This is a genomic window from Streptomyces sp. XY006 (genome assembly GCF_002237655.1).
Taxonomy (GTDB): domain Bacteria; phylum Actinomycetota; class Actinomycetes; order Streptomycetales; family Streptomycetaceae; genus Streptomyces; species Streptomyces levis.
This window is the reverse complement of record NZ_NOKT01000003.1, coordinates 91,960-112,982: the sequence shown is the minus strand read 5'-3', so window position 1 is coordinate 112,982 and position 21,023 is coordinate 91,960. Positions and strand designations below refer to the sequence as shown.

Sequence of the window (21,023 nt, the reverse complement as noted above, 5' to 3'; positions counted from 1 at the left end):
AGGCGTCCGGTTCGGGGCGCTCGGTTCTGTTCAGCGGAGGGCCTCCGCCACCTCTCAGCGGAGGGCCTCCGCGACCTCGCGGGCCGCGTCGACCACGCGCGGTCCGACCCGTTCCGGTACGACGTCGGCCAGCATCACCACGCCCACGCTGCCCTCGACGCCCGTCACGCCCAGCAGCGGGGCCGCGGCCCCGCACGCGCCCGCCTCCAGCTCGCCGTGGGTGAGCGTGTAGCCCGGGTCCGCGCGCGGGTGCTGCCGGGCCGCCAGGATGGCCTTGCCGGCGGCGCCCCGGTCCAGGGGGTGCCGGAACCCGGCCCGGTACGCGACGTGGTAGTCCGTCCAGCTCGGCTCCACCACGGCCACGGCGAGCGCGTCCGCCCCGTCGACCAGGGTCAGGTGCGCCGTGGCGCCGATGTCCTCGGCCAGCGACCGCAGCGCCGGCATCGCGGCCTCCCGGACCAGCGGGTGGACCTGCCGTCCCAGACGCAGCACGCCGAGGCCCACCCGGGCACGTCCGCCCAGGTCACGGCGTATGAGTGCGTGCTGCTCCAGCGTGGCGAGCAACCGGTACACCACGGTCCGGTTCACGCCCAGGCGGAGCGAGAGCTCGGTCACGGTCAGGCCGTGGTCGGTGTCGGCGAGCAGCTTGAGGACCCGCAGTCCCCGGTCGAGCGTCTGGGAGGTCTCCGCGGTCACGACGCCCACTCCTTAGTGGTGAGGTCGGCGGCCCCCTGGTCGGCGGATGCGTCACCGAGTCCCGTCGGCGACGCGCGTCAGAGGCCGCCGATCGGCCGGCGGCCCGGCCTGTCCGGGCCGCGTCGCTTCACGGCTGCGCTCCGCGGCGGCTCTGCCACGGGGCGTGTGCGTAGCGGGACAGTAGCGAAGGGGGTTCGCTGAGCGGAAGGCTCCGTCCAGAATCCGGGCACGGCCCCGGGTGGAGTGCTCTGTTTGGGGCGGTATGCACGCCCCCCAGGTTGTGAGGGCCTGCGGGCACGTCACTTCATGCGGGTGGCCCACTCCTGCACCTTGGCGATGCGCTGCCGCAGCTGCCCGGCCGTCGCCTCGGCCGCCGGCGGCCCCCCGCACACGCGCCGCAGCTCGGTGTGGATCACGCCGTGCGGCTTGCCGCTCTGGTGGACGTACGCGCCGACCATCGTGTTGAGCTGGCGCCGCAGCTCCATCATCTCCTTGTGGGAGACGACCGGCCGCCGCTCGGCGGGCAGTTCGAGCAGGTCGGCCTCCTCGTCCGGCTTCCTGCGGCTGTGCGCGATCTGCCGGGCCTGCCGCTTCTGCAGCAGCAGCTGCACCTGGTCGGGCTCCAGCAGTCCCGGGATGCCGAGGTAGTCCTGCTCCTCCTCGCTCCCCGGGTGGGCCTGCATGCCGAACTCGGCGCCGTTGTACATGACCCGGTCGAAGACGGCGTCGGACTCCAGCGCCTCGAAGGGCAGCATGTCCTGCTCGCCGGTGTCCTCGTCCTGCTCCTTGTTCGCCTCGTCCATCTCCTTCTCGGACTCGGCGTAGGGGTCCTCCTCGCCCTCCTTCTTGGGCTTGTCGAGGACGTGGTCGCGCTCGCGCTCCATCTCGTTGGCGAAGGAGAGCAGGTCGGGCACGGTCGGCAGGAACACGGAGGCGGTCTCGCCGCGCCGCCGGGACCGGACGAACCGGCCGACGGCCTGGGCGAAGAACAGCGGGGTGGAGATGGTCGTGGCGTACACGCCGACCGCGAGGCGCGGCACGTCGACGCCCTCGGACACCATCCGCACCGCGACCATCCACCGGTCGGTGTTGTTGCTGAACTCGTCGATCCGCTCGGAGGCGCCGGAGTCGTCGGACAGCACGAGGGTCGCCTTGCTGCCGGTGATCTCCCGGATGAGCTTGGCGTACGCGCGGGCCGAGTCCTGGTCCGAGGCGATGACGAGCGCACCGGCGTCCGGGATCGCCTTCCTGACCTCGGTCAGCCGCTGGTCGGCGGCGCGCAGCACGGCCGGCATCCACTCGCCGCGCGGGTCGAGCGCGGTGCGCCAGGCCTGGCTGATGGCGTCCTTGGTCATGGGCTCGCCCAGCCGGGCGGCGACCTCGTCACCGGCCTTGGTGCGCCAGCGCATGTTGCCGCTGTAGGAGAGGAAGATGACCGGCCGCACGACGTTGTCGGCGAGGGCGTTGCCGTAGCCGTAGGTGTAGTCGGCGGCGGAGCGCCGGATGCCGTCGTTGCCCTCCTCGTACGTGACGAAGGGGATGGGGTTGGTGTCGGACCGGAAGGGCGTGCCGGTCAGCGCCAGCCGCCGGGTCGCCGGCTCGAACGCCTCCAGGCAGGCCTCGCCCCACGACTTGCTGTCACCGGCGTGGTGGATCTCGTCGAGGATGACGAGGGTCTTGCGCTGCTCGACGCGGTTGCGGTGCAGCATGGGCCGGACGCCGACACCGGCGTAGGTCACGGCGACCCCGTGGTACTCCCGGCCGAGCGGACCGGCGCTGTACTCCGGGTCGAGCTTGATCCCTATCCGCGCGGCGGCCTCGGCCCACTGCTTCTTCAGGTGCTCGGTCGGGGCGACGACGGTCACCTGCTGCACGACGTGGTGGTGCAGCAGCCAGGAGGCCAGCGTCAGGGCGAAGGTCGTCTTGCCGGCGCCGGGGGTGGCGACCGCCAGGAAGTCCCGCGGCTGCTCCTGGATGTACTTCTCCATCGCGCCCTGCTGCCAGGCGCGGAGCTTGCTGGCGGTGCCCCAGGGGGCGCGCCCGGGGAACGCCGGGGAGAGGTGGTGCGAGGCAGAGCTGGTGCCGGCGGTGGTAGTCACGGTCTCCGTTGGGGGTCGGGCGGCTCGTTCGAGGGAGCCTGACGGCTCGGCTACGTATGACAACCGGGCCACCCTACCGGCGCGCCCCACCCCTCACCGCGCGGACCGGCCCGCGTCACCGGCGGGTGGGACCGACGTCACAGCTCCCTCAGCCGCCCCGCGATGCGCCCGACCTCGGCCTCCGCCCCGGACGCCACGTCGACGACCAGCGTGTACGCCACATCCTGGTCCACCCCGGCGAGGTCGACCCCGTTGAGGGCGAGGAAGGTGGCGGTGGCCAGCCAGGCGGTGCGCTTGTTGCCGTCCACCAGGGGGTGGTTGGCGGCGATGGCGTGCAGCAGGGCGGCGGCCTGCTCGTACAGGTCCTCGTAGGCGGCCGTGCCGAACATCCGCGCTCGCGGGCGGTGCACGGCGGAGGCGAGCAGCCCGGGGGCGCGCGCCTCGGGCGGCCGCCCGCCGAAAGCGACCTGGGCGACGGCGGTGACCTCGTCCACGGTCAGGTACCGGGTCTGCCGCGTCATTCGCCGAGCCTCCGCAGCAGATCGGCATGGTCCCGCGCGAGCCCCTCAGCAACGACACGCACCCGCCCGCCCTCCTGACGCAGGTAGCCGCGCAGAGCCTCCAGCACCACTGCTTCCGGCGTACGCCTTTTCCGGCCCATGGCCCCGGCCGTTCAACGGCCGACGACCCGGCTCTACAGCCGGCGTTTCCGGAGGCGGTCCGGCTACGGTCGGTGTTCGCGGAGTCGGGTCGAGACCCAGGCTCCTGCCAGGGCCACCGCCGCCATCGGGAGGAAGACCGCGGCGAAGGCGGCCGGGTGGGAGCCGGAGGCGTGGGTGGCGGTGTGGGAGACCGTGCCGCCGCCCAGGGCCGCGAAGGCGGCGCCGCCCGCGGACAGGAGGACGACGTTGGAGAGGCCGTCGGAGATCTGCAGGGCGGCGGAGTTGCTGCCGGCCTCCTCCGGGGCGGAGAGCTTGAGCAGGAGCACGCTCGTGGAGGAGATGACGAGCCCCATGCCGAAGCAGCCCACGCCCCAGGCGGCGGCCACGGTCCAGACGGGCACGGAGTCGACGAGCACGCTCGGCGCCGTGGCGATGGCCGCGGCGACCAGGAGCATGCCGACGGTCGTCAGCCGCTCCCGGTGCGGTTCGAGCCGCGACCGCGACTGCACCCAGGACCCCAGCGCCCACGTCCCGCCGCCCGCGGCGAGCGAGAACCCGGCCAGGGTCGGGCTGAGCCCGCGCTGGGTGACCAGCATCAGCGGCACGAACGACTCCGCGGCGATGAACGACCCCGCCGCGACACCGCGCAGCAGGACGACGGACGGCAGCCCGCGGGCGGCCCGGTAGGTGCCGCGCGGCAGCAGCCCGAGCACGGCGGGCACGAGCAGGACCACGCCGAGTGCCGCCGGCAGGAGCGAGAGGGGGCGCAGATCCTGCGCGGCGTACTGGAGGAGGCCGGCGCCGAGGGAGATGGCCAGGGCGAGCCGGATCCGGCGACGGTCGAAGGACGCCCTGGGGCTTGTCTCGCCGGGGACACCGGCCGCGCTCGTCACGACCACCGGCCCGGACGCGCGCCGGCGGATCTGCGGCAGGGCGAAGGCGAGCGGGAGCAGGACAAGGACGGGGATCCCCACGAACACCCAGCGCCACCCGAGCTGCTCGGTGACCGTGCCGGCGGCGAGCGGGCCCACGATCGACGGCACGATCCAGGCCGCCGCGAAGGCCGCCATGATCGCCGGCCGCAGCCGTTCCGGATAGGCCCGGCCGACCACCACGTACAGGGCGACGATCACCAGCCCGCCGCCGAGCCCCTGTACGGCGCGCCCGAGGATGAACACCCACATCGCCCCGGCAGTACCGGACAGCAGCAGCCCGGCGCCGAAGGAGGCGATCCCCGACGTCAGCGGTCCGAGGGGCCCGTGCCGGTCCGACCACTGCCCGGCGAGCACCATCCCGAACAGGCTCGTCGTGAAGTACCCGGAGAACGCGAAGGCGTACAGCGAGATGCCGTCCAGTTCCCGTGCGGCGACGGGCATCGCCGTACCGACGGCCGTCGCCTCGAAGGCGATGAGCAGCACGACGGAGACGATCCCGATGCTCAACGCCCGGTGCCCCGGCCCCAGTACACCCTCGTGCTCTTCGGCGGGGACGGACGGAACGGCAGCACCCACGACATCGGCGTCACGCGGCTTGGAGTCAGGCATGCGAGCCAGCGTAAGGTCCACGCACCGCTTTGACCCCTGTCGCGAGATGTCCCCGGGGTCAGACCTTGGTCGTACGTCCCGTATGAACGGCGTGTGGCAGTCACATTGCACGGGCCCGGATGCCCTTGAGCACGGCATCGGCGGCGCCGTACGGTCGATTCACCGAGTTCAAGGCCGTGTGCCCGAGTGGTTCCCACCACGGCACGGAGTTGTCCTCGTCCCGGCCGTGTGCCCGAGTGGTTCAGGGGCTCGCCTGCAAAGCGAGTTACGTGGGTTCGAATCCCGCCACGGCCTCTTCTTACTTTCCAGGTCTGTTCGTCTTCCTAACCCGCCGAGCAGAGGCCCTCGGTGGGGCAGAACATGACCGTCGTGGCGTTGTAGCCCGTGCGGACCGTCAACGGGTTCGGTGTGGGGCCGTCGTTGACGAAGGACCCCGTGTCGGGTGTGGCGGTGAAGGTGATCACCGTGCCGACCTGGAAGGTCGCGGTGCACGTGCCCGTCGGGTTCGGCTGCGGGTCGTTCGACGCGTACGGGTCCCACGCCTCCTGGTGGCAGTTGATCCCCGCCGGCTGGCTGGTGACGGTCCCGCCGCCCCAGCCGTCGCTGACCCACGCCGTCACTTGCGCGGTGGTCTGGGCCTGGGCCGGGGCGACGGAGGCGATCGCGGCGGCCGTGGCGAGTGCGGTGACGACTCCCGTGGCGCGCCAGGCGCCGATTCTGTTCCTACGCATGGGAGGCTCCTCGGATCGAACCATGTCGACCCCTCTGACCAGCCTATTCTCCCTCCCGGACATCTGCTGCGGGAGCTCCGCCGGGGGCCTCAGCCGGCGTGTGGGAGTGGCAGCGGGAGGGGGCCTGGTTCCTCCAGGCGCAGGACCGGGCAGGTGATCCGGTGCGGTACGCGGCACATCGCTCCGGGTGCGGGCTCGTCGGCGCGGCTGTTCCAGGCCGTGCCGTCGGAGTCGACGTACCAGCGGTGCCACGCGGGCACCCTGTGTGCCGGTACCAGCAGGTCCGGTTCGAGCAGGACGTGCCAGCCGTAGTACGTGACGCACCGGTCGCCCACCAGCCCGCAGTTGGGGCAGAGCGGTGGGGCGGGTGGCTCCGGGCCGGTGGCGCCCTCCAGTGCCGCCTGGGCACGGTCGGTCTTCTCCCACGGCTGCGGAGCGTGCGGTGGCCGCTGTCGGTGCCCGTCGGGGCCGTGCAGCGGGATGATGCCCGACTCGCCTGTGTTCCCCATGTGTTCGAGCATGTGCTCGGGCGCTGACGGCCGGGAGGGCGCGTTCAGGGCGCGTCTGGGGCAAGTCGCCGGGGTGTCGGTGGTCGGTGCGGCTCGCGGGGGCGTGCGACCGGCCCGCCGGCGCCGGGAGTCGAGCTGCTCCGTTGCCCCGCGCACAACCCCGAGCCCCTTTCAGGTGTCCAGGACATGACCGGTAGCCGACGCTCCGGTCGTCGTGCCCTTCGGTGCGACCGGCATTCCGACAAGGAGAACCACCGTGCACCTGCGCCCCCCGGCAGCCGTCCTGGCCGCTGCCGTGATCGCCGTCGCCGGACCCGCTGTCGCCGCGCCCCTGGCGTATGCCGAGGAGGGCGGGCCGGACCTGGTCGTGTCGGCCCTCCCGGCCGCGTCCCTCAAGCCGGGCGAGGTGTACGACGAGTCCGTCACGCTCACCAACAGGGGCACGGCGGCCGTGGACGGCGTCACCTTCCGGGTGCGCCTGACGCGCGGGCTCGACTTCCCCGAGCAGGTGAAGGGCTGCACCTACTCGACCGTCCAGGAGCAGGTCAGGCAGGCGCTGTGCGAGCTCGACACGGTCGTCGAACCGGGCGCCTCCGTCACCACGCCCGTCCGGTTCAAGGCGCTCGGCAAGGCCCTGATGGAGGCAGTCGAGTACGGCACGAGTGCCAGCGGCGAGGCGCCCGGCGACGGGTACGACGACAGCCACCGCCGGATGACGCTGACCGCGGACAACACCGCCGACCTCGTCGCGGTCGGTGAGGACACCGAGGCGCTGGCCGGCGAGCGGCAGTCCGTCACGGTGGCCCTGCGCAACGACGGGCCCGGCTGGGTGCGGAACCAGGAGAGCGACGACGTGCCGGGCCTGCTGGTGCAGATACCGCCGGGCACCACCGCCGTCGAGGTGCCCGAGGACTGCGCGCCGTTCGGCGTCGACGGCCCGAGCGCACCGCAGGGCACCCCGGGCAAGCCCACGTACGTCTGCTGGCCCGCCGACGGCACCCTCGATGTCGGCCAGTCCCTCGCCTACACCTTCCTGCTGCAGATCAAGGAGTCCGCGCAGGACCCCGAGGGCAAGGTGACGGCGTCCTCCGTCTACGGCAGCACCCCCGCGTACGACGAGAACCGCGCCAACAACACCGCCCGGATCCGCATCGACCTGCCGAGCGACTACGAGCCCGAGCCGAGCCCGTCGGACGGCACCGGCGGCACCGACGGTGGCGGTGACAGCGGCGGCGACGGCGGCAGCAACAGCGGCAGCGGCAACGAGCCGGAGGGCCAGGCCGCCGGCGGCACCGGCGCCACGGAGTCTCCCTCGGCCACGGCCGGCACCACCGCGTCCGGCGGCACCACCGGTGGCAACCTCGCCGCCACCGGCTCCGACGGCACCGCACTGATCGCCGGTGCCGCGGCGGCCGCCGCGGTGATCGGCGGCGGCCTGGTGTTCGCCGTGCGCCGCCGCGGCGCTTCCCGGTCCGTCTCCCGGTCCGCCTGACGGCGGGCCCGTCAGAGCGCCCCGCCCGCCTCGTCCTGGAACGTCGTCGTCCAGTAGTGCCGGGACGAGGCCGGCGACGTGACGCCCGTGGGGTCGACCGTCGACAGGACCTGGAGCATCGTCATGGCCAGCTGGTCGTAGGCGTCGGTCGTCAGCTCGTGGTCCGACTGGGCGTCGATGGCCCGCTCGCGGTGCAGGAGCCAGAGCGTGAAGGCGAGGGTCGAGACGTCCGTGTTGAGGGGGTGGAGCGTCCCCTCGGTTTCGCTCCAGTCGAGGACCGCTCCCGTGGCGCCGTCGACGACCAGGCTGTTGTCCTCGATCAGATGGCCGAGGCGTATCAGCCGCTCGGCGCCGGCGGGGAGCCGCGCGGGGGTGTCCGCGTCGGCGTGGAACTCGGCCAGGGTCGCCAGCGGGACGTCCGTGTCCAGGGAGAACACATGGGCGTCCTCCGGGAGGCCCACCTCGCGCAGGAAGCGGCGCGTCGGTTCGTGCGTGAGCGTCGCCGGGAAGTCCACGTCCTCGAAGCGCGCCACCTTGCCGGGGCCGAACTCCTGGTCCAGCAGGCGGTGCGGGAGGTCGAGGGAGAGGCCGGAGGCGCCGGAGCGGCCCGCGACCAGGGACAGCGGCCGGATCAGGGCGGCCATCTTCCAGAACGGGGCCGGTTCGCCGTCGGCGCCGTCCCGGAAGACGGACAGCAGGTGCTGGGAGGCCTCCGCCACCGCCTTCGGGCCGTACCGGCCGGCGTAGGAGGCGAACTGGCCGCGCAGTCCCGCCAGTTCGTCCGTCGCCTCCGCGAAGCGGACCAGCGTCCGCAGCGAGGGGGCCAGGGGGCGGCGGTCCATCAGGTCGGGGCGGTCGTGCAGGACGTACGTCGTCGAGATCTCGCCCGTCGCGCCGTCCAGCAGGACCGATTCGGTCTCCAGGCCGGCGGGGCCCAGCAGTCCGCCTATCACCAGCTGTTCGCGCAGCTCCGCCGCGAGCCGGTCGTCGGGGTCGCCCGTGGAGTCCGCCACCGTGCGCAGGCCGTCCCGGCGCAGGTCGTCGAAGCTCAGCACACCGCTGTCGGCCGGCAGGCCCGGTCCGGTCAGCCAGTGCCGCGTCGACGCGTGCGTGACCCACGGGTCCAGCTCGGACTCGGTCAGGGTGATCACCGCGGTACCGGCATCGGTCGTACTCATGGGCTCCCCCGCATGCGCTTGTCCCGTCCCCTGGCGGAGCACGGCGGATCGCCCGGCCAGGCCCGGCAGCCGTCCCCACTGACCGGAACACTACGCCCGACCACTGACATCGCCCCGGAACAGCGACGCGTGCCCGGCGAGCACAGAGGCATCCGTCCCTGAAGACGCTCAGAGGACCCTCGCGCGTTCCCTTCCCGCCAGAATCGCCTCGACCGTCTGCCCCACCGTCAGCTCCGAGGTGTCCAGCCACAGTCCGGTCCGCGGGGTCCGGGTGCGCAGCACCTCGTCCAGCGCCCCGACCGTCCAGCCGGCGCCGTACCCCGTCTTCGTCCGTCCCGCCTCCCGCGCGGCCACCGTCCCGGGACGCGGCGCGAGGACGACCAGGTACAGCGGGCGGGTGCGCACCAGGCCGGTGTAGGTCTCCACGTCCTCGCCGAGCACCACGTCCTGGACGACCGCCGTGAAACCGGCCTCGGCGTACGCGTCCGCCGTCGCGGCCGACAGCCGGTAGCGCAGCAGCAGTTGCTCGCGCGCCGCGCCGTCCGCGCCGGGGACGTACTCCTCGCGGCCCGACACGATCATGCGCCGGAACGCGTCGCCGCGGACGTGCGCGGCCCTCGGCAGCGTCTCGGCCGGCGCCTGCGCGACCGTGGACTTGCCGGCCGCCATCACGCCGGTGATCAGGACGACCCCGCCCCCGAAGGGCATCAGGCCCGCTCCGTGACCACCGCTGCCTGCGGGCGGATCGGCAGCCGGTTCACCGGGCGGCCCGTCGCGGCCCGTACGGCGGAGGCGACGGCGGCGGGAGAGGCCACCACCGGCACCGCGCTGACCGCCTTGGCCCCGAAGGGGGCGACCACGTCCCGCTCCTCGACCAGCCGCACGATGCGGATGTCGGGCGCGTCGAGGGCGGTCGGCAGGGCGTATCCGGTCAGGTCGGGGTGGCGGATCAGACCGCGGGGCGTGCGCAGGTTCTCCGTGAGCGCGATGCCCACGCCCTGCGTGACGCCCGCCTCGATCCGGGCGGCCAGCTGGGCGGGGTTGAGCACCCGGCCCACGTCCTGGGCGACGGCCAGTTCCACGACGCGCACGGAGCCGATCTCGATGTCGACGTCCACCACCGCGCGGATCGCGCAGAAGGCCATGCCGACGAAGGCGTCGCCCTGGCCTGCCTCGTTCAGCGGCTCGGTGGGGTGCGGGCGGCACTGGGCGGTGGCCCACAGCTCCTTGCCGTCCAGCGCCTCGGTGACGGTCGTCGAGAGGACCCCGTCGTACGAGGTGATCTTGCCGTCGGTGATCTGGAGCAGCTCGGTCGACATGCCGAACTTGTGCGCGAGCGGCTGCAGGAGCTGGGTACGGACCATCTTGGCCGCGCGCTCCACGGCGCCGCCCGACACCCAGGTGTGCCGGCCGCGGCAGCCCGCGCCCGCGGGGGGCTGGTCGGTGTCGACGGGCGCCACGTGCACCTCGTCGATGCCGAGGGTCTCCTGCACGATCTGCCGGGCGAGGGTGGTGAAGCCCTGTCCGGTCTCGACGGCCGCGCACAGCACCGTCGCGACGCCGTCGTGGACCTTCACGGTCGCCGTGGAGACCTCGTCGGCGCCCTCCGCGCCGAGCATGTGCACCATGCCCACGCCGTAGCCCACGCCCCGGCGCACCGCGCCCGGTTCGCCCGCGCCCTCGGGGCCGCCGGGGAGCAGCCACTCGTCCTCGGGGGTGTCCTTGGGCAGCGGCGGGAGCGGGAAGTCCCGGACGGCCTGGAGGAGTTCGGCGACCGGCGCCGGGCAGGTCACGGTCTGGCCGGTCGGCAGGACGTCGCCGGTCGCCATGGCGTTGCGCAGGCGCACTTCCGCCGGGTCGAGGCCGAGCTTCTTGGCGATCTTGTCCATCTGCGCCTCATAGGCGGCGCAGACCTGCATGGCGCCCTCGCCGCGCACATGGCCGGACGGGGGGTTGTTGGTGCGCACGGCCCAGCCCTCGATGAAGGCGTTCGGGACGACGTAGGGGCCGCAGGCGAAGGCGACGGCGGCGGCCAGCGCGTCGCCGGAGGTGTCGGCGTAGGCGCCCGCGTCGAGCAGGATCTGCGCCTCGACCTTGACGAGTCTGCCCTCGCCGTCGGCGTGGTGCCGGTAGCGCAGGAGGGTGGGGTGCCGGTGGGCGTGGCCGAGGAAGGACTCCTCGCGCGTGGCGGTGAGCTTCACCGGGCAGCCGGTGCGCAGCGCCAGCAGGCCGAGGGGCAGCTGGAAGCCCTGGTCCTCGCGGTCGGCGGTGGCGCCGGGCACGCCGGTGACGACGACCTTGACGCGCTCGGGTTCCAGACCGAAGGCGGCGGCGGCCGCGTCGCGGTCGGCGTGCGGGTCGGTGGAGGCCAGGTAGAGCTCCACGCCGCCGTCCGGGCGCGGGACGGCGAGGCCCGCCTCGGCGCCGATGGGCGCGGGGTCCTGGCGGCCGATGCGGTACAGCCCCTCGACGACGATCTCGCCGGCCGCTTCCGGGTCGCCGTGGTGCAGCGGGATGTGCCGGATCAGGTTGCCGTCGGGGTGCAGCGGCTCGGCCTCGAAGGCCTGCTCCGGGTCGGTCACCGGGTCGAGCACCTCGTACTCGACGATGACGGCGGCCGCGGCCATGCGCGCGGTGTCGGGGTGGTCGGCGGCGACGGCGGCGATGGGCTCGCCGTGGTGGCGCACGACCTCGGAGGCGAAGACCGGGCGGTCGGCCTTGCCGCGGCCGTGCAGCGGGCTGCCGGGGACGTCGTCGTGGGTGACGACGGCGCGCACGCCGGGCATCTCGCGCGCGTGGGTGGTGTCGATGGAGACGATGCGCGCGTGCGGGTGCGGGGAGCGCAGCACGGCCGCCCACAGCAGGCCCTCGGCCCACAGGTCGGCGGCGTAGGGGAAGGTGCCCTCCGTCTTGGCGCGGGCGTCGGCGGCCGGGAGCGAGGCGCCGAGGCCGTGCGGCAGGGGGTCGGGTGCGGGGGCGGCCTCCGCGGCCTGCGCGGTGGCTGCTTCGTTGCTCACGCCTGGCCTCCGTCCTGGCCGTAGGGCTGGTCGTGCGGTTCCGGAGAGTGCGACTCCGGAGAGTGCGGTTCGGGTGCGTGCGGTTCCGGGGCCACCCCGAAGGCCGACGCGTTCACGCCACCGGCGCCGGGGCCCGCCTGGTGCGGGATCCGGGGCTCGTCGCCGTCGCCCTCACCCGGGGCGGCGTGCGCCTCGCGCTCGGCGACGACCTCCTTGACGGCGTCCACCACGCCCCGGTAGCCGGAGCAGCGGCACAGGTTGCCGCACAGCGCCTGGCGGGTCTCCAGCTCGGTGGGGGCAGGGTTGCCCTCCAGCAGGTCGTGGACGGTCATCGCCATGCCCGGGATGCAGAAACCGCACTGCACGGCGCCGCAGCGCGCGAGCGCCCGCTGCACGTCCGACGGGCGGCCGTCCTCGGCCAGGCCCTCGACGGTACGGACCTCGCTGCCGGCGGCGGTCACGGCCGGGACCAGGCAGGAGGCGACGAGCCGTCCGTCGACCTGGACGTTGCACGCGCCGCACTCGCCCTGCGAGCAGCCGTCCTTGGCGCCGGCGAGCCCCAGTCGCTCGCGCAGCACGTACAGCAGGGACTCGCCGATCCACGCGTCGCCGACGGGCCGCTCGGCGCCGTTCACGCGCAGGACGTAGGAGGCGAGGGGGTGTTCCTCCTGCGGTGCGGTGGAGTCGGCGGCCTGGGCGTCCGGCGTCGCGTCGGCGGCCGGTGCGTCGCCGTCGGCGGCCGGGGCTCCGGTCGCGTCCGGGGCGGCTTCCGCGTCCGCCGGGGCGGGGAGCGGACCGGCGTCGGCGGCGGGCTGCCCGGCGTCGTCCGCGCCTTCTGCGGCCCGTGGCGCGTCGTCGGCGCCCTCGGTGTCGCCGGAGGGCTCACCGTGGCCGGTGGCGTGCTGTGATGCCTCCTGAGCGGCCCCGGCGGCCTCCGCATCCCCTCCGGGTGCGGGCGCGGGGCTCTCGGGGGTCTGCCCGGGTACGTCTGCCTGCTCCGGGCCGTGACCGGGGAAGCCCGGTTGCTCCGGCGCGTGGCCGGGGGCGCCGGACTGCTCCGGGCCGTGGCCCGGGAAGCCCGGTTGTTCCGGTGCGTGACCGGGTACGCCGGACCGCTCCGGCCCGTTGCCGGGTACGCCGGACCGCTCCGGCTCGTGGCCGGGTACGCCGGACCGCTCCGGCTCGTGGCCGGGTACGCCGGTCCGCTCCGGCCCGTGACCGGGTACGCCGGACCGCTCCGGCCCGTTGCCGGGTACGCCGGTCCGCTCCGGCTCGTGGCCGGGTACGCCGGTCCGCTCCGGCTCGTGGCCGGGTACGCCGGTCCGCTCCGGCTCGTGGCCCGGGAAGCCCTGCGACGGCGCCTCGTGGTCGGCGTAGGCCGAGGGGCTCTGCGTGTGGTCGGCGTAGCCCGAGGGGCCATGCGCGTGCCGGGCGAAGCTCGGGGAGGCCGGGGAGTCCGGCGAGTCCGGCGCGTGGTCGGCGAAGCCCGGGCCGTCCGCGGCGGCCGAGCGTTCCTCGGCGTTGTCCGGGAAGCCCCGGGATTCCGGGGAGTCCGCCCCTGGAGCCCCGAAGCCGGACTGCTCCGATGCCTGGCCGGGCGTCGGCGGTTCGGCGGCGTGACCGGGTGCCGCGTGCTCACCCGGGCCCGCGACGTGCGGCGGGTGGGTCGCGTGCCCCGGGTCCGTCTCGTGCGGCAGCGGCCCGGCGCCGCGCATGCCGGGCTCGGCGGCGTATCCGGCGGCGGCCTCGGTGGCCTCGGACCGGCCGTGCCCGTGGACCTGCCCGGGCAGGAACCCGTGCCCCTGCTCGGGCCCTTGGGCATGCCCCTGCTCGGCACCGTGCCCTTGCTCGGGCCCCTGTCCGTGGCCCTGCTCGGCACCGTGCCCATGACCCTGGTCGTGCCCATGACCCTGGTCGTGCCCGTGGCCCTGGTCGTGCCCGTGGCCCTGGTCGTGTTCGTGAGGCACCTCGCCCGGGTGGGCCGGGGTGGGTCCGGGGCCCTGGTCGTAGCCCTGCTGCGGCTCGCCCTCCTGCTGTCCCCACGGCCGGCCGGCCGCCTGGGACGCCCAGGGGGCGGGCGCGCCGCCCGGGAGCGTGGCCGGAGGGGTGCCACCCCACTGCTCGACCAGCGACGACGTGGTGAACTCGCCCGACTCGTCCGGCAGGTCTCCCCCGGCGACGGGGATGGACCACTGCCCGGTCACGTCATGGCCGGGCGCGGACTCCGCAGCAGCGGGCTCCTCGAAGGTCCACTGCCCCGTGACGCCCGGGTCGTACGTGAAGCGGTCGTCGCCGCCGTGCTGCCCCGCCCCGGCGCCGTACGGCGTGCCGTAGGGCACCTCGGAGGTGCCGTAGGGCTGCTCCGCGGCGTCCTGGCCCTGCTGCCCGTGTGCCGCGTGCGGGTCGTGCCACTGGGCGCCGTCCGCGGGCGCGCCGGGCACCGGCCACGCGCCCGTGGCGGCCGGGTCGGTGCCCGCGGTCGTCGCGGGGGCGACCGTTATCTGCGGCGGTACGTAGCCGTGGCCCGGCGCGGCGAGCGGGCTGTCGGCGGCCAGCAGGGCGTCGACGCCTCCCTCGGGCAGTTCGACGAAGGCCGTGGCGCCGTCGTCGTACTCGCCCTGGGGCAGCGGGTCCCAGCGGCTTCCACTGCGGGGCGTGCCCTCTCCGTGCTGGTCGTCGGTCACGACAGCGCCCTCCCCAGTGCTCGTCGGGCCAGCGCGGCGACGGTGCGCCGCAGGTGCAGTACGGCGGGCGGGAGCTGCGGTACGGAGCCGTCCTCGCCCGGGGCCGCGTCGGGGATGCAGGCCGCGGCGACGTACTCGCCGAAGGCGTTCAGGGCCTCGGGGACGAGCGTGCGGCTGTTGTCCCAGTCGATGAGTCCGCCGACCCACTGCTCGGCCTCCAGGGGCCGCAGCGGCATCGGCGCTATGGCGCCGACCGCGCAGCGCACGCCCCGGCGCGCGGGGTCCAGGACCAGTGCCACGGAGGCGACCGCGCGGCCCGGGCCGGTGCGGCCGGTCGCCTTCAGGAAGACCTGGGGGGCGTGCAGCAGCGGCACGCGCACGTAGCCGATGAGTTCACCGGCGCGCAGCATGTCCATCCCGGCGAGCAGGTGCGACACCGGGATCTCCCGGCGGGCTCCGCCCGGTCCCGCGATGATCAGGGTGGCCTCCAGGGCGGCCAGCACCGGCAGCGCGTCCCCGGTGGGGGCGGCCGAGGCGATGTTGCCGCCCAGGGTGCCCGCGTTGCGGATGTGCGGCGGGCCCGCGGCGCGCGCCGCGGCGGCGAGCGCCGGGATCAGGGCCGCGAAGTCGGGGCGGCCCATGCGCGCGTGCGTGAGGCCCGCGCCGAGCAGCGCGTGGCCGTCCTGGTACTGCCAGCCGCGGATCTCGCTGATGCGGCCGAGGCCCACCAGCGCGGCGGGCCTGAGCTGCCCGGAGTTGACGGCGGCCATCAGGTCGGTGCCGCCCGCGACGGGCACGGCGGCGGGCACGGCGGTGAGTGCCGCGACGGCCTCGTCCAGCGTCGTGGGCAGCGTGACGGCCTGCGCCGCCTGCGGTGCGTGCGTGGTCAAACCGGCTGCCCCTTCCCGCTGCCCCACCTGGTCCCACCTGTGCTGCCGTACGGTACGTGCTGACAGGGCGGACGTGGCAACTCTGGCACATCTTGGCGAGAGCCGAAGACACGGGTCCGCTAGGAGGCATTCGCCCACCTCACCGGGGAGATGGTCCGTTTTCGCACAGGTTCACCAGTGCATGCCGATTGGCACTTTCGGTGACCCTTGTGCGCTTATTCCGTGGCCTGTTCGAGCTGTTCGGTCAACGGGCCGGTCCGGGTGGCCGGGCGGGATGGGGCGGGGCGGGGTGGGGTGGCCGGTTCTACCGGTGGGGCGGCGGACCGTCGATCGGGCGGCCCAGCACCCCGGGCCGACGCTGCCAGGGCAGCGGACCGGCGGGGGGCCGGTAGGCGACGCCCAGGGCGTCCAGCCGCCGGTAGTGGGCGGTCATCCGGCGCTCGAAGCCGCCGAAGTCCCGGTCCGCCGGGGCGGGCAGCGCGCTCCAGGCGACCTCGGCGAAGGCGGCGAGGCGCGGGAACGCCTGGTAGTCCACGCGCGTGTGGTCCTCCATCACCTCCGTCCACAGGTTGGCCTGGGTGCCCAGCACGTGCCGGGCCTCCTCGGGCGTCAACTCCGCGGGGACGGGTTCAAACCGGTAGACGTCCTCCAGGGTGCGCACCCACCCGATCGGTACCGGCTCGTCGGGTCCCGGAGCCTGACGGTGGTCCAGATACACCTGCTGCTCGGGGCACATGACGACGTCGTGGCCGGCGCGGGCGGCGGCGATGCCCCCGGCGTAGCCGCGCCACGAGGACACGGCCGCGCCCTCGGCCAGGCCGCCCTCCAGGATCTCGTCCCAGCCGATCAGCCGGCGCCCGCGCGCGGCGAGCCAGGTGTCGAAGTGCCGGACGAACCAGGACTGGAGCTCGTCCTCGTCCGCGAGTCCGAGTTCCCGGATGCGCGCCTGGGCGGTCCCTGAACGCCGCCACTGCTCCTTGGGGCATTCGTCGCCGCCGATGTGCACGAACTCCGAGGGGAACAGCGCCAGCACCTCTTCGAGGACGCCCTCGTAGAAGCGCAGGGTGTTGTCAGTGGGGGCGAGTACGTTCGGGTTGATTCCCCAGGTGTCCCAGACGGAGAGCGCGGAGGTGTCGATGACGTCGGTGTTGCCGAGTTCCGGGTACGCGGCGATGGCGGCCTGCGAGTGTCCGGGTACGTCGATTTCCGGGACGACGGTGATATGCCGCTCGGCGGCGTAGGCCACGATCTCCCGGATGTCGTCCTGGGTGTAGTAGCCCCCGTGCGGCTTCTCCTCCCACAAGGGCGAGGCGCGGTGGCCGGTTTTGGTCCGGGCGCGCCAGGAGCCGATCTCGGTCAGCCGGGGGTGCCGCTCGATCTCGATGCGCCAGCCCTGGTCGTCCGTCAAGTGGAAGTGGAAGACGTTGAGTTTGTGCGCCGCCATCAGATCGAGGTAACGCAGGACGCCGTCCTTGGGCATGAAGTGCCGGGCGACGTCGAGCATCAGGCCGCGCCAGCGGAATCGCGGAGCGTCCTCGACGACGACGGCGGGTACGTGCCACGCCCGTTTCCCGGACACCGGCGCCCGGCGGAAGGCCTCGGGCCCCAGGAGCTGACGGAAGGTCTGGGCGCCCCAGAACAGACCGGTGGCGCTCGCCCCTTCGACGACGGCCCGGCCGGCGCCGACCGTGAGCCGGTACGCCTCGGGCCCGCCCAGGTCCGGCCGGACGCGCAGCTGGAGGCCCTCGTCCTCGCCGCCGGTGTGCGGGTCGAGCGGCAGACCGGTCGCCGCGCCCACGGTCGCCCGCAGCCACCGGGCCGCCTGCTCGGCGCCGGGACCGGCTGCGATGCCGGTGCCCGCGTCGAGCACGAACGCCGGTCCGGCCCCGGCCTCGACGCGCAGGGGCGCCGGAATCAGGCCCGCCGCAGGAGGAGCCACGTCTGCGGCAGCCCTCTCTGGAGGAGCCACGTCCGGAGCAGTCCCGCCCGGGGGAATCACGTCTGGAGAAGTCACGTCAGTCCTTCACCGCTCCGCCCAGTCCGGAGACCAGGCGCCGCTGTACGAGTACGAAGAAGACCAGCACCGGAATCGTCATCACCGTGGACGCGGCCATGACGCCGCCCCAGTCCGGGTCGTCGGGCTTGTAGAAGACGAGCAGGGCCATCGGCAGCGTCGACTGCGCGGTGTCGCTGATGATGAACGACTTGGCGAACAGGAAGTCGTTCCACGCGGAGATGAACGAGAACACGCTGGTGGCCACGAGACCGGGCAGGACGAGGGGGAAAAGGATCTGCCACAGGAATCGCGCCCGGCTCGCGCCGTCGATGTACGCGGCCTCCTCCAGCGCCTCCGGAACGGCTTTCACGAACCCCCGCAGCATCCAGATCGCGAAGGGCAGCGAGAAGGCGATGTGGGGCAGGATCAGCGAGCCCAGCGTGTTCAGCTGGCCGGCGTCCCGCATGAGGAAGAAGAGGGGGATCGTAAGAGCTTCCACGGGCACCATCTGGGCCACCAGAAACATGATCAGCAGGGTGGTCCGCAGGCGGAAGCGGAATCGCGTCACGGCGGTCGCGGCGAGAAACGCGATCAGCGCGGAGGCGATCACGACACTGCCCGCGACCACGAGGCTGTTGAGGAAGTAGCGGCCGAATTCCTGTTGCCCGAAGACGCGTCGGAAGGAATCCAGGGAGGGCGCGAGAGTCCACGGCCTGGGCTCGCTCGACTCGATCTCTCCGGCCGGTTTGAAGGCGCCGAGCACCATCCAGTAGAGGGGGAAGGCGACGACGAGCGCGATCAGCAGGGCGGAGGCCTCCGCGGCCAGCCGGCCCGGGCGGCGGACACGGGCGCGCAGAAGATTCACAGTTCCTCCCCCTGCCGGCGCAGCAGCCGCAGGTACACCAGGGTGACGGCGAGCAGGATCAGCAGCATCACGACGCCGATCGCGGAGCCGAGGCCGTACTGCGAGGACGCGAAGGCCTGCTGGTAGGCGTAGACATTCAGGACCAGGTTCTGGCCGGCGATGCCGCCGCCGTTCGTCATGACGTAGATCTGCGTGAAGACCTTGAAGTCCCAGATGACCGACTGGATCGTGACGACGACCAGGATCGGCCGGAGCATCGGGGCGAGGACGGAGCGCCAGATCCGCCACTGCGAGGCGCCGTCGAGGGAGGCGGCCTCCAGCACTTCGGCGGGTACGGCGCGGATGCCGGCGTACACGGTCACCATCACGAACGGGAAGGAGCACCAGACCACTTCGAGCAGGACGAGGAGGAAGGCGCTGATCCGGCCGTACGTCCAGGAGTGGTCGCCGAGGCCCAGCATCCGGTTGACCGGGCCGAAGTCCGGGTCGAAGAGGAACAGCCACACCGTCGAACCGGTCACGGCCGGGGTGGCCCACGCGCCGAGCGCGGCGAGCATCAGCGCCAGCCGCGGCAGGGCCCGCACGCGGGTGAGCAGCACGGCCAGGGCGCATCCGACCACGAGCGTGGAGACGACGCAGGCCGCGGCGAACAGCACGGTGGCGAGCAGCACCTCCCAGAACTGCGGGTCCCCGAACAGCTCGGCGTAGTTGCCGAACCCCTCGAAGGTGGCCGGCTCCCCGCCGCTCACCTGCGCCTGCGTGTACTCGAAGAAGGAGATCAGCCCGAGCTGGTAGATCGGGTAGACGAGCAGCCCGCCGAGCACGACGAGCGCGGGCGCGAGGTACAGCCAGGGCGTCCAGCCACCGGAGACCCGCCCGGTCCCGCCGGCGCCACTCCGTCGCACACGCGGCCGCCCGGCACGCGGCGCGAGCGCGGGTTCGGCCGCGTCACCTCGCATCCGGTCCGCGCGCACGGCGAGCGCGTCCGGGGCGTCCTTACGCACCCCGAGCGCCCGTCCCGGCACGGGCGTCGGGCCACCCGCGAGCACCGCAGGCGCGGGACCGCCTGCCGGGCCGGACCCGACCGGGTCGGGCGCGGCCGTGGGTTCGGATGCGTCTCGGTCCTTGCGCGCCCCAGGCGGACGTGCCGGCACGGGCGCCGAACCACCCGCGAGCACCGCCGGCGCGGAGCCGCCGGCCGAGGCGGACGCGGCAGGGCCGGACGCGGCCGGGCCGGGGCTGCCGGCCGGACCGGACCCGGTCGGACCGGATGCGGCCGGGGCCGTTTCGGGCCCCGGCACAGCAGCGTCCACCGGGTTCGTACGGTCGTTCATCCCGCTCACCCCGTGGAGCCGAACGCCGTGTTCATCTTCTTCGCGGCGTCCTCGGAGGCCCGGGACACGTCCTTCTTGCCGCTGACGACCTCCTGGAACATGGTCGGCAGGACGAGCTGGGAGTCGATCTGGGCCCAGGCCGGGGACGCCGGGACGAACTTCGTGCCGGCCGAGAGGGTCTGGACGAAGGGCTTCACGAAGGGCTCCTCCCGGGCGGCCTCCCGGCGGACGTCCGTGAAGGTGGGCAGGAAGCCCATCGCGTCGAAGAGCGCGGCCTGGGTCTTCTTCGAGGCGAGCCGCTCCATCAGCTGCACGGCGAGCGTGCGGTGCGAGGTGCTCTTCAGGACGCCGATGTTGTTGCCGCCGGCGAAGGCGGGTGCGATCGAGCCGGGCCGCACCCCGGGCAGCGGGACGACGGCGTACTTGCCCTTGACCTTCCCGGCCTCGACGGCGGTGTGGCTGAAGTCGCCGCCGATGGCCATGCCGGCCTTGCCCGCGGCGAACGCGGAGATCGTGTCGTTGCCGCCCATGCCCGCGCACTTGGCGGCCGGGCAGTTGTCGTCGCCGAAGAGGGAGGTGTACGCCTCGATGCCCTTGCGGGCCTTCGGGCTGTCGATGCCGGAGGCGTAGGAACCGCCCTTGCCGGTCGCGAGTTCACCGCCGTTGGCCCACACGAACGGCATCGCGCCGTAGGTGTAGGCACCGCCGACGACCAGGCCGTACAGCTCGGGCTTCGCCGCGCGGATCTTCCGGGCGGTGGAGGCGAGTTCGGCCATCGACCGCGGGACGGACAGGCCGAGCTCCTCGAACACGTCGGTGCGGTAGTACAGGGCGCGCACGCCCACGTAGAACGGCGCGCCGTAGACCTTGCCGTCCACGGTGACCGACTGCTTCGCGGTCGGGTCGGTGTCCTTCGCCTCGCTCCAGTCGCCGAACTCCTTCGTGACGTCGAGGAGTCCGCCGTCCTTCACGTAGCCGGCCGTGTCGGTGTTGCCGTACTCCATCACGTCCGGGGCGGAGGCGGGGTCGTTGAAGGCGGCCTTGACGCGCTGGGCGCGGGTGTCGATGGGGATGTACTCGACGCTGACCTCGGTGCCCCGGTGGGCCTTCTCGAAGTCGGCGACGACGGAGTCGACGACCTTCTCCTTGGGGGTGTTGCCGACCTCCTGGAAGAGCCACACGCGCAGTGTGCCGGTCTTCTCGTCCTTGTCGGAGGAGGTGTTGCCGGAGGTCTGGGGGGCGCAGGCGGTGGCCAGGAGGGCGGCGAGCGCGCCGAGGCCGGCGAGACGGACGGACAGCTTCATGGAGTGGTCCTCCGAGGGAGCA

Annotated in this window: 16 protein-coding genes and 1 tRNA gene; 2 read left to right on the top strand and 15 right to left on the bottom strand. The window is 73.7% G+C overall.

The features are described from left to right. Positions 1-54: 54 nt before the first annotated feature. The 4 genes from CHR28_RS04980 to CHR28_RS04965 all read right to left on the bottom strand — a co-directional run bounded on the left by CHR28_RS04980 (position 55) and on the right by CHR28_RS04965 (position 5,001). Positions 55-696, bottom strand: coding sequence for an IclR family transcriptional regulator (locus tag CHR28_RS04980; RefSeq protein WP_094052225.1), 642 nt, complete (start codon positions 694-696; stop codon positions 55-57). 299 nt (positions 697-995) lie between these two features. Further along, the gene (locus tag CHR28_RS04975) at positions 996-2,795 is read right to left on the bottom strand and encodes a DEAD/DEAH box helicase (protein WP_094052224.1); all 1,800 of its coding nucleotides are present in this window, start codon (positions 2,793-2,795) and stop codon (positions 996-998) included. A 137-nt stretch (positions 2,796-2,932) separates the two neighbouring features. Further along, the gene (locus CHR28_RS04970; RefSeq protein ID WP_094052223.1) at positions 2,933-3,316 is read right to left on the bottom strand and encodes a type II toxin-antitoxin system death-on-curing family toxin; all 384 of its coding nucleotides are present in this window, start codon (positions 3,314-3,316) and stop codon (positions 2,933-2,935) included. Between the two features lie 203 nt (positions 3,317-3,519). Continuing rightward, entirely contained in the window at positions 3,520-5,001 is a 1,482-nt protein-coding gene (locus CHR28_RS04965; RefSeq protein ID WP_094052222.1) for an MFS transporter, read from the bottom strand. Positions 5,002-5,223: 222 nt separating this feature from the next. Between CHR28_RS04965 and CHR28_RS04960 the strand changes: the two genes are divergently transcribed. Continuing rightward, positions 5,224-5,295, top strand: a tRNA-Cys gene (locus CHR28_RS04960). A 29-nt stretch (positions 5,296-5,324) separates the two neighbouring features. On the opposite strand, the gene CHR28_RS04955 is transcribed toward CHR28_RS04960, so the two are convergent. Both CHR28_RS04955 and CHR28_RS04950 read right to left on the bottom strand, forming a co-directional pair. Beyond that, positions 5,325-5,732 (bottom strand): hypothetical protein, encoded by a 408-nt coding sequence (locus CHR28_RS04955; RefSeq protein ID WP_094052221.1) that lies wholly within the window; start codon positions 5,730-5,732, stop codon positions 5,325-5,327. 89 nt (positions 5,733-5,821) lie between these two features. Then, positions 5,822-6,241, bottom strand: coding sequence for a DUF6083 domain-containing protein (locus CHR28_RS04950; protein WP_143655782.1), 420 nt, complete (start codon positions 6,239-6,241; stop codon positions 5,822-5,824). 256 nt (positions 6,242-6,497) lie between these two features. Between CHR28_RS04950 and CHR28_RS04945 the strand changes: the two genes are divergently transcribed. Further along, on the top strand, positions 6,498-7,733 hold the full coding sequence (locus CHR28_RS04945) for a hypothetical protein (RefSeq protein WP_256984130.1): 1,236 nt from the start codon (positions 6,498-6,500) through the stop codon (positions 7,731-7,733). Between the two features lie 11 nt (positions 7,734-7,744). Here the strand turns inward: CHR28_RS04945 and CHR28_RS04940 are convergent, their stop codons facing one another. The 9 genes from CHR28_RS04940 to CHR28_RS04900 all read right to left on the bottom strand — a co-directional run bounded on the left by CHR28_RS04940 (position 7,745) and on the right by CHR28_RS04900 (position 21,001). Next, complete coding sequence (locus tag CHR28_RS04940) at positions 7,745-8,911, bottom strand: SUKH-4 family immunity protein (RefSeq protein ID WP_094052219.1); 1,167 nt, start codon at positions 8,909-8,911, stop codon at positions 7,745-7,747. Between the two features lie 168 nt (positions 8,912-9,079). Continuing rightward, positions 9,080-9,619 carry an AAA family ATPase gene (locus CHR28_RS04935; RefSeq protein ID WP_094052218.1) on the bottom strand — a complete coding sequence of 180 codons (540 nt, stop codon included), beginning with the start codon at positions 9,617-9,619 and terminating at the stop codon, positions 9,080-9,082. Next, positions 9,619-11,928, bottom strand: coding sequence for a xanthine dehydrogenase family protein molybdopterin-binding subunit (locus CHR28_RS04930; RefSeq protein ID WP_094052217.1), 2,310 nt, complete (start codon positions 11,926-11,928; stop codon positions 9,619-9,621). The genes CHR28_RS04935 and CHR28_RS04930 overlap by 1 nt, the downstream gene beginning before the upstream one ends. Further along, positions 11,925-14,612, bottom strand: coding sequence for a (2Fe-2S)-binding protein (locus CHR28_RS38745; RefSeq protein WP_094052216.1), 2,688 nt, complete (start codon positions 14,610-14,612; stop codon positions 11,925-11,927). The genes CHR28_RS04930 and CHR28_RS38745 overlap by 4 nt, the downstream gene beginning before the upstream one ends. Beyond that, complete coding sequence (locus tag CHR28_RS04920) at positions 14,609-15,502, bottom strand: FAD binding domain-containing protein (RefSeq protein ID WP_094052215.1); 894 nt, start codon at positions 15,500-15,502, stop codon at positions 14,609-14,611. Before CHR28_RS04920 ends, CHR28_RS38745 begins: the two co-directional genes overlap by 4 nt. A gap of 304 nt (positions 15,503-15,806) precedes the next feature. Further along, the gene (locus tag CHR28_RS04915) at positions 15,807-17,441 is read right to left on the bottom strand and encodes a beta-N-acetylhexosaminidase (protein ID WP_179272310.1); all 1,635 of its coding nucleotides are present in this window, start codon (positions 17,439-17,441) and stop codon (positions 15,807-15,809) included. A 76-nt stretch (positions 17,442-17,517) separates the two neighbouring features. Then, the gene (locus CHR28_RS04910; protein ID WP_094052214.1) at positions 17,518-18,363 is read right to left on the bottom strand and encodes a carbohydrate ABC transporter permease; all 846 of its coding nucleotides are present in this window, start codon (positions 18,361-18,363) and stop codon (positions 17,518-17,520) included. Then, entirely contained in the window at positions 18,360-19,322 is a 963-nt protein-coding gene (locus CHR28_RS04905) for a carbohydrate ABC transporter permease (RefSeq protein WP_373453325.1), read from the bottom strand. Before CHR28_RS04905 ends, CHR28_RS04910 begins: the two co-directional genes overlap by 4 nt. A gap of 380 nt (positions 19,323-19,702) precedes the next feature. Further along, the gene (locus CHR28_RS04900) at positions 19,703-21,001 is read right to left on the bottom strand and encodes an extracellular solute-binding protein (protein WP_094052213.1); all 1,299 of its coding nucleotides are present in this window, start codon (positions 20,999-21,001) and stop codon (positions 19,703-19,705) included. Positions 21,002-21,023: the final 22 nt, after the last annotated feature.

Excerpts from the sequence above, each read along its gene's own strand:
- CHR28_RS04970 (WP_094052223.1), bottom strand. The coding sequence starts at position 3,316 with ATGACGCGGCAGACCCGGTACCTGACCGTGGACGAGGTCACCGCCGTC.
- CHR28_RS04965 (WP_094052222.1), bottom strand. The coding sequence starts at position 5,001 with ATGCCTGACTCCAAGCCGCGTGACGCCGATGTCGTGGGTGCTGCCGTT.
- CHR28_RS04955 (WP_094052221.1), bottom strand. The coding sequence starts at position 5,732 with ATGCGTAGGAACAGAATCGGCGCCTGGCGCGCCACGGGAGTCGTCACC.
- CHR28_RS04950 (WP_143655782.1), bottom strand. The coding sequence starts at position 6,241 with ATGGGGAACACAGGCGAGTCGGGCATCATCCCGCTGCACGGCCCCGAC.
- CHR28_RS04940 (WP_094052219.1), bottom strand. The coding sequence starts at position 8,911 with ATGAGTACGACCGATGCCGGTACCGCGGTGATCACCCTGACCGAGTCC.
- CHR28_RS04935 (WP_094052218.1), bottom strand. The coding sequence starts at position 9,619 with ATGCCCTTCGGGGGCGGGGTCGTCCTGATCACCGGCGTGATGGCGGCC.
- CHR28_RS04905 (WP_373453325.1), bottom strand. The coding sequence starts at position 19,322 with ATGCGAGGTGACGCGGCCGAACCCGCGCTCGCGCCGCGTGCCGGGCGG.
- CHR28_RS04900 (WP_094052213.1), bottom strand. The coding sequence starts at position 21,001 with ATGAAGCTGTCCGTCCGTCTCGCCGGCCTCGGCGCGCTCGCCGCCCTC.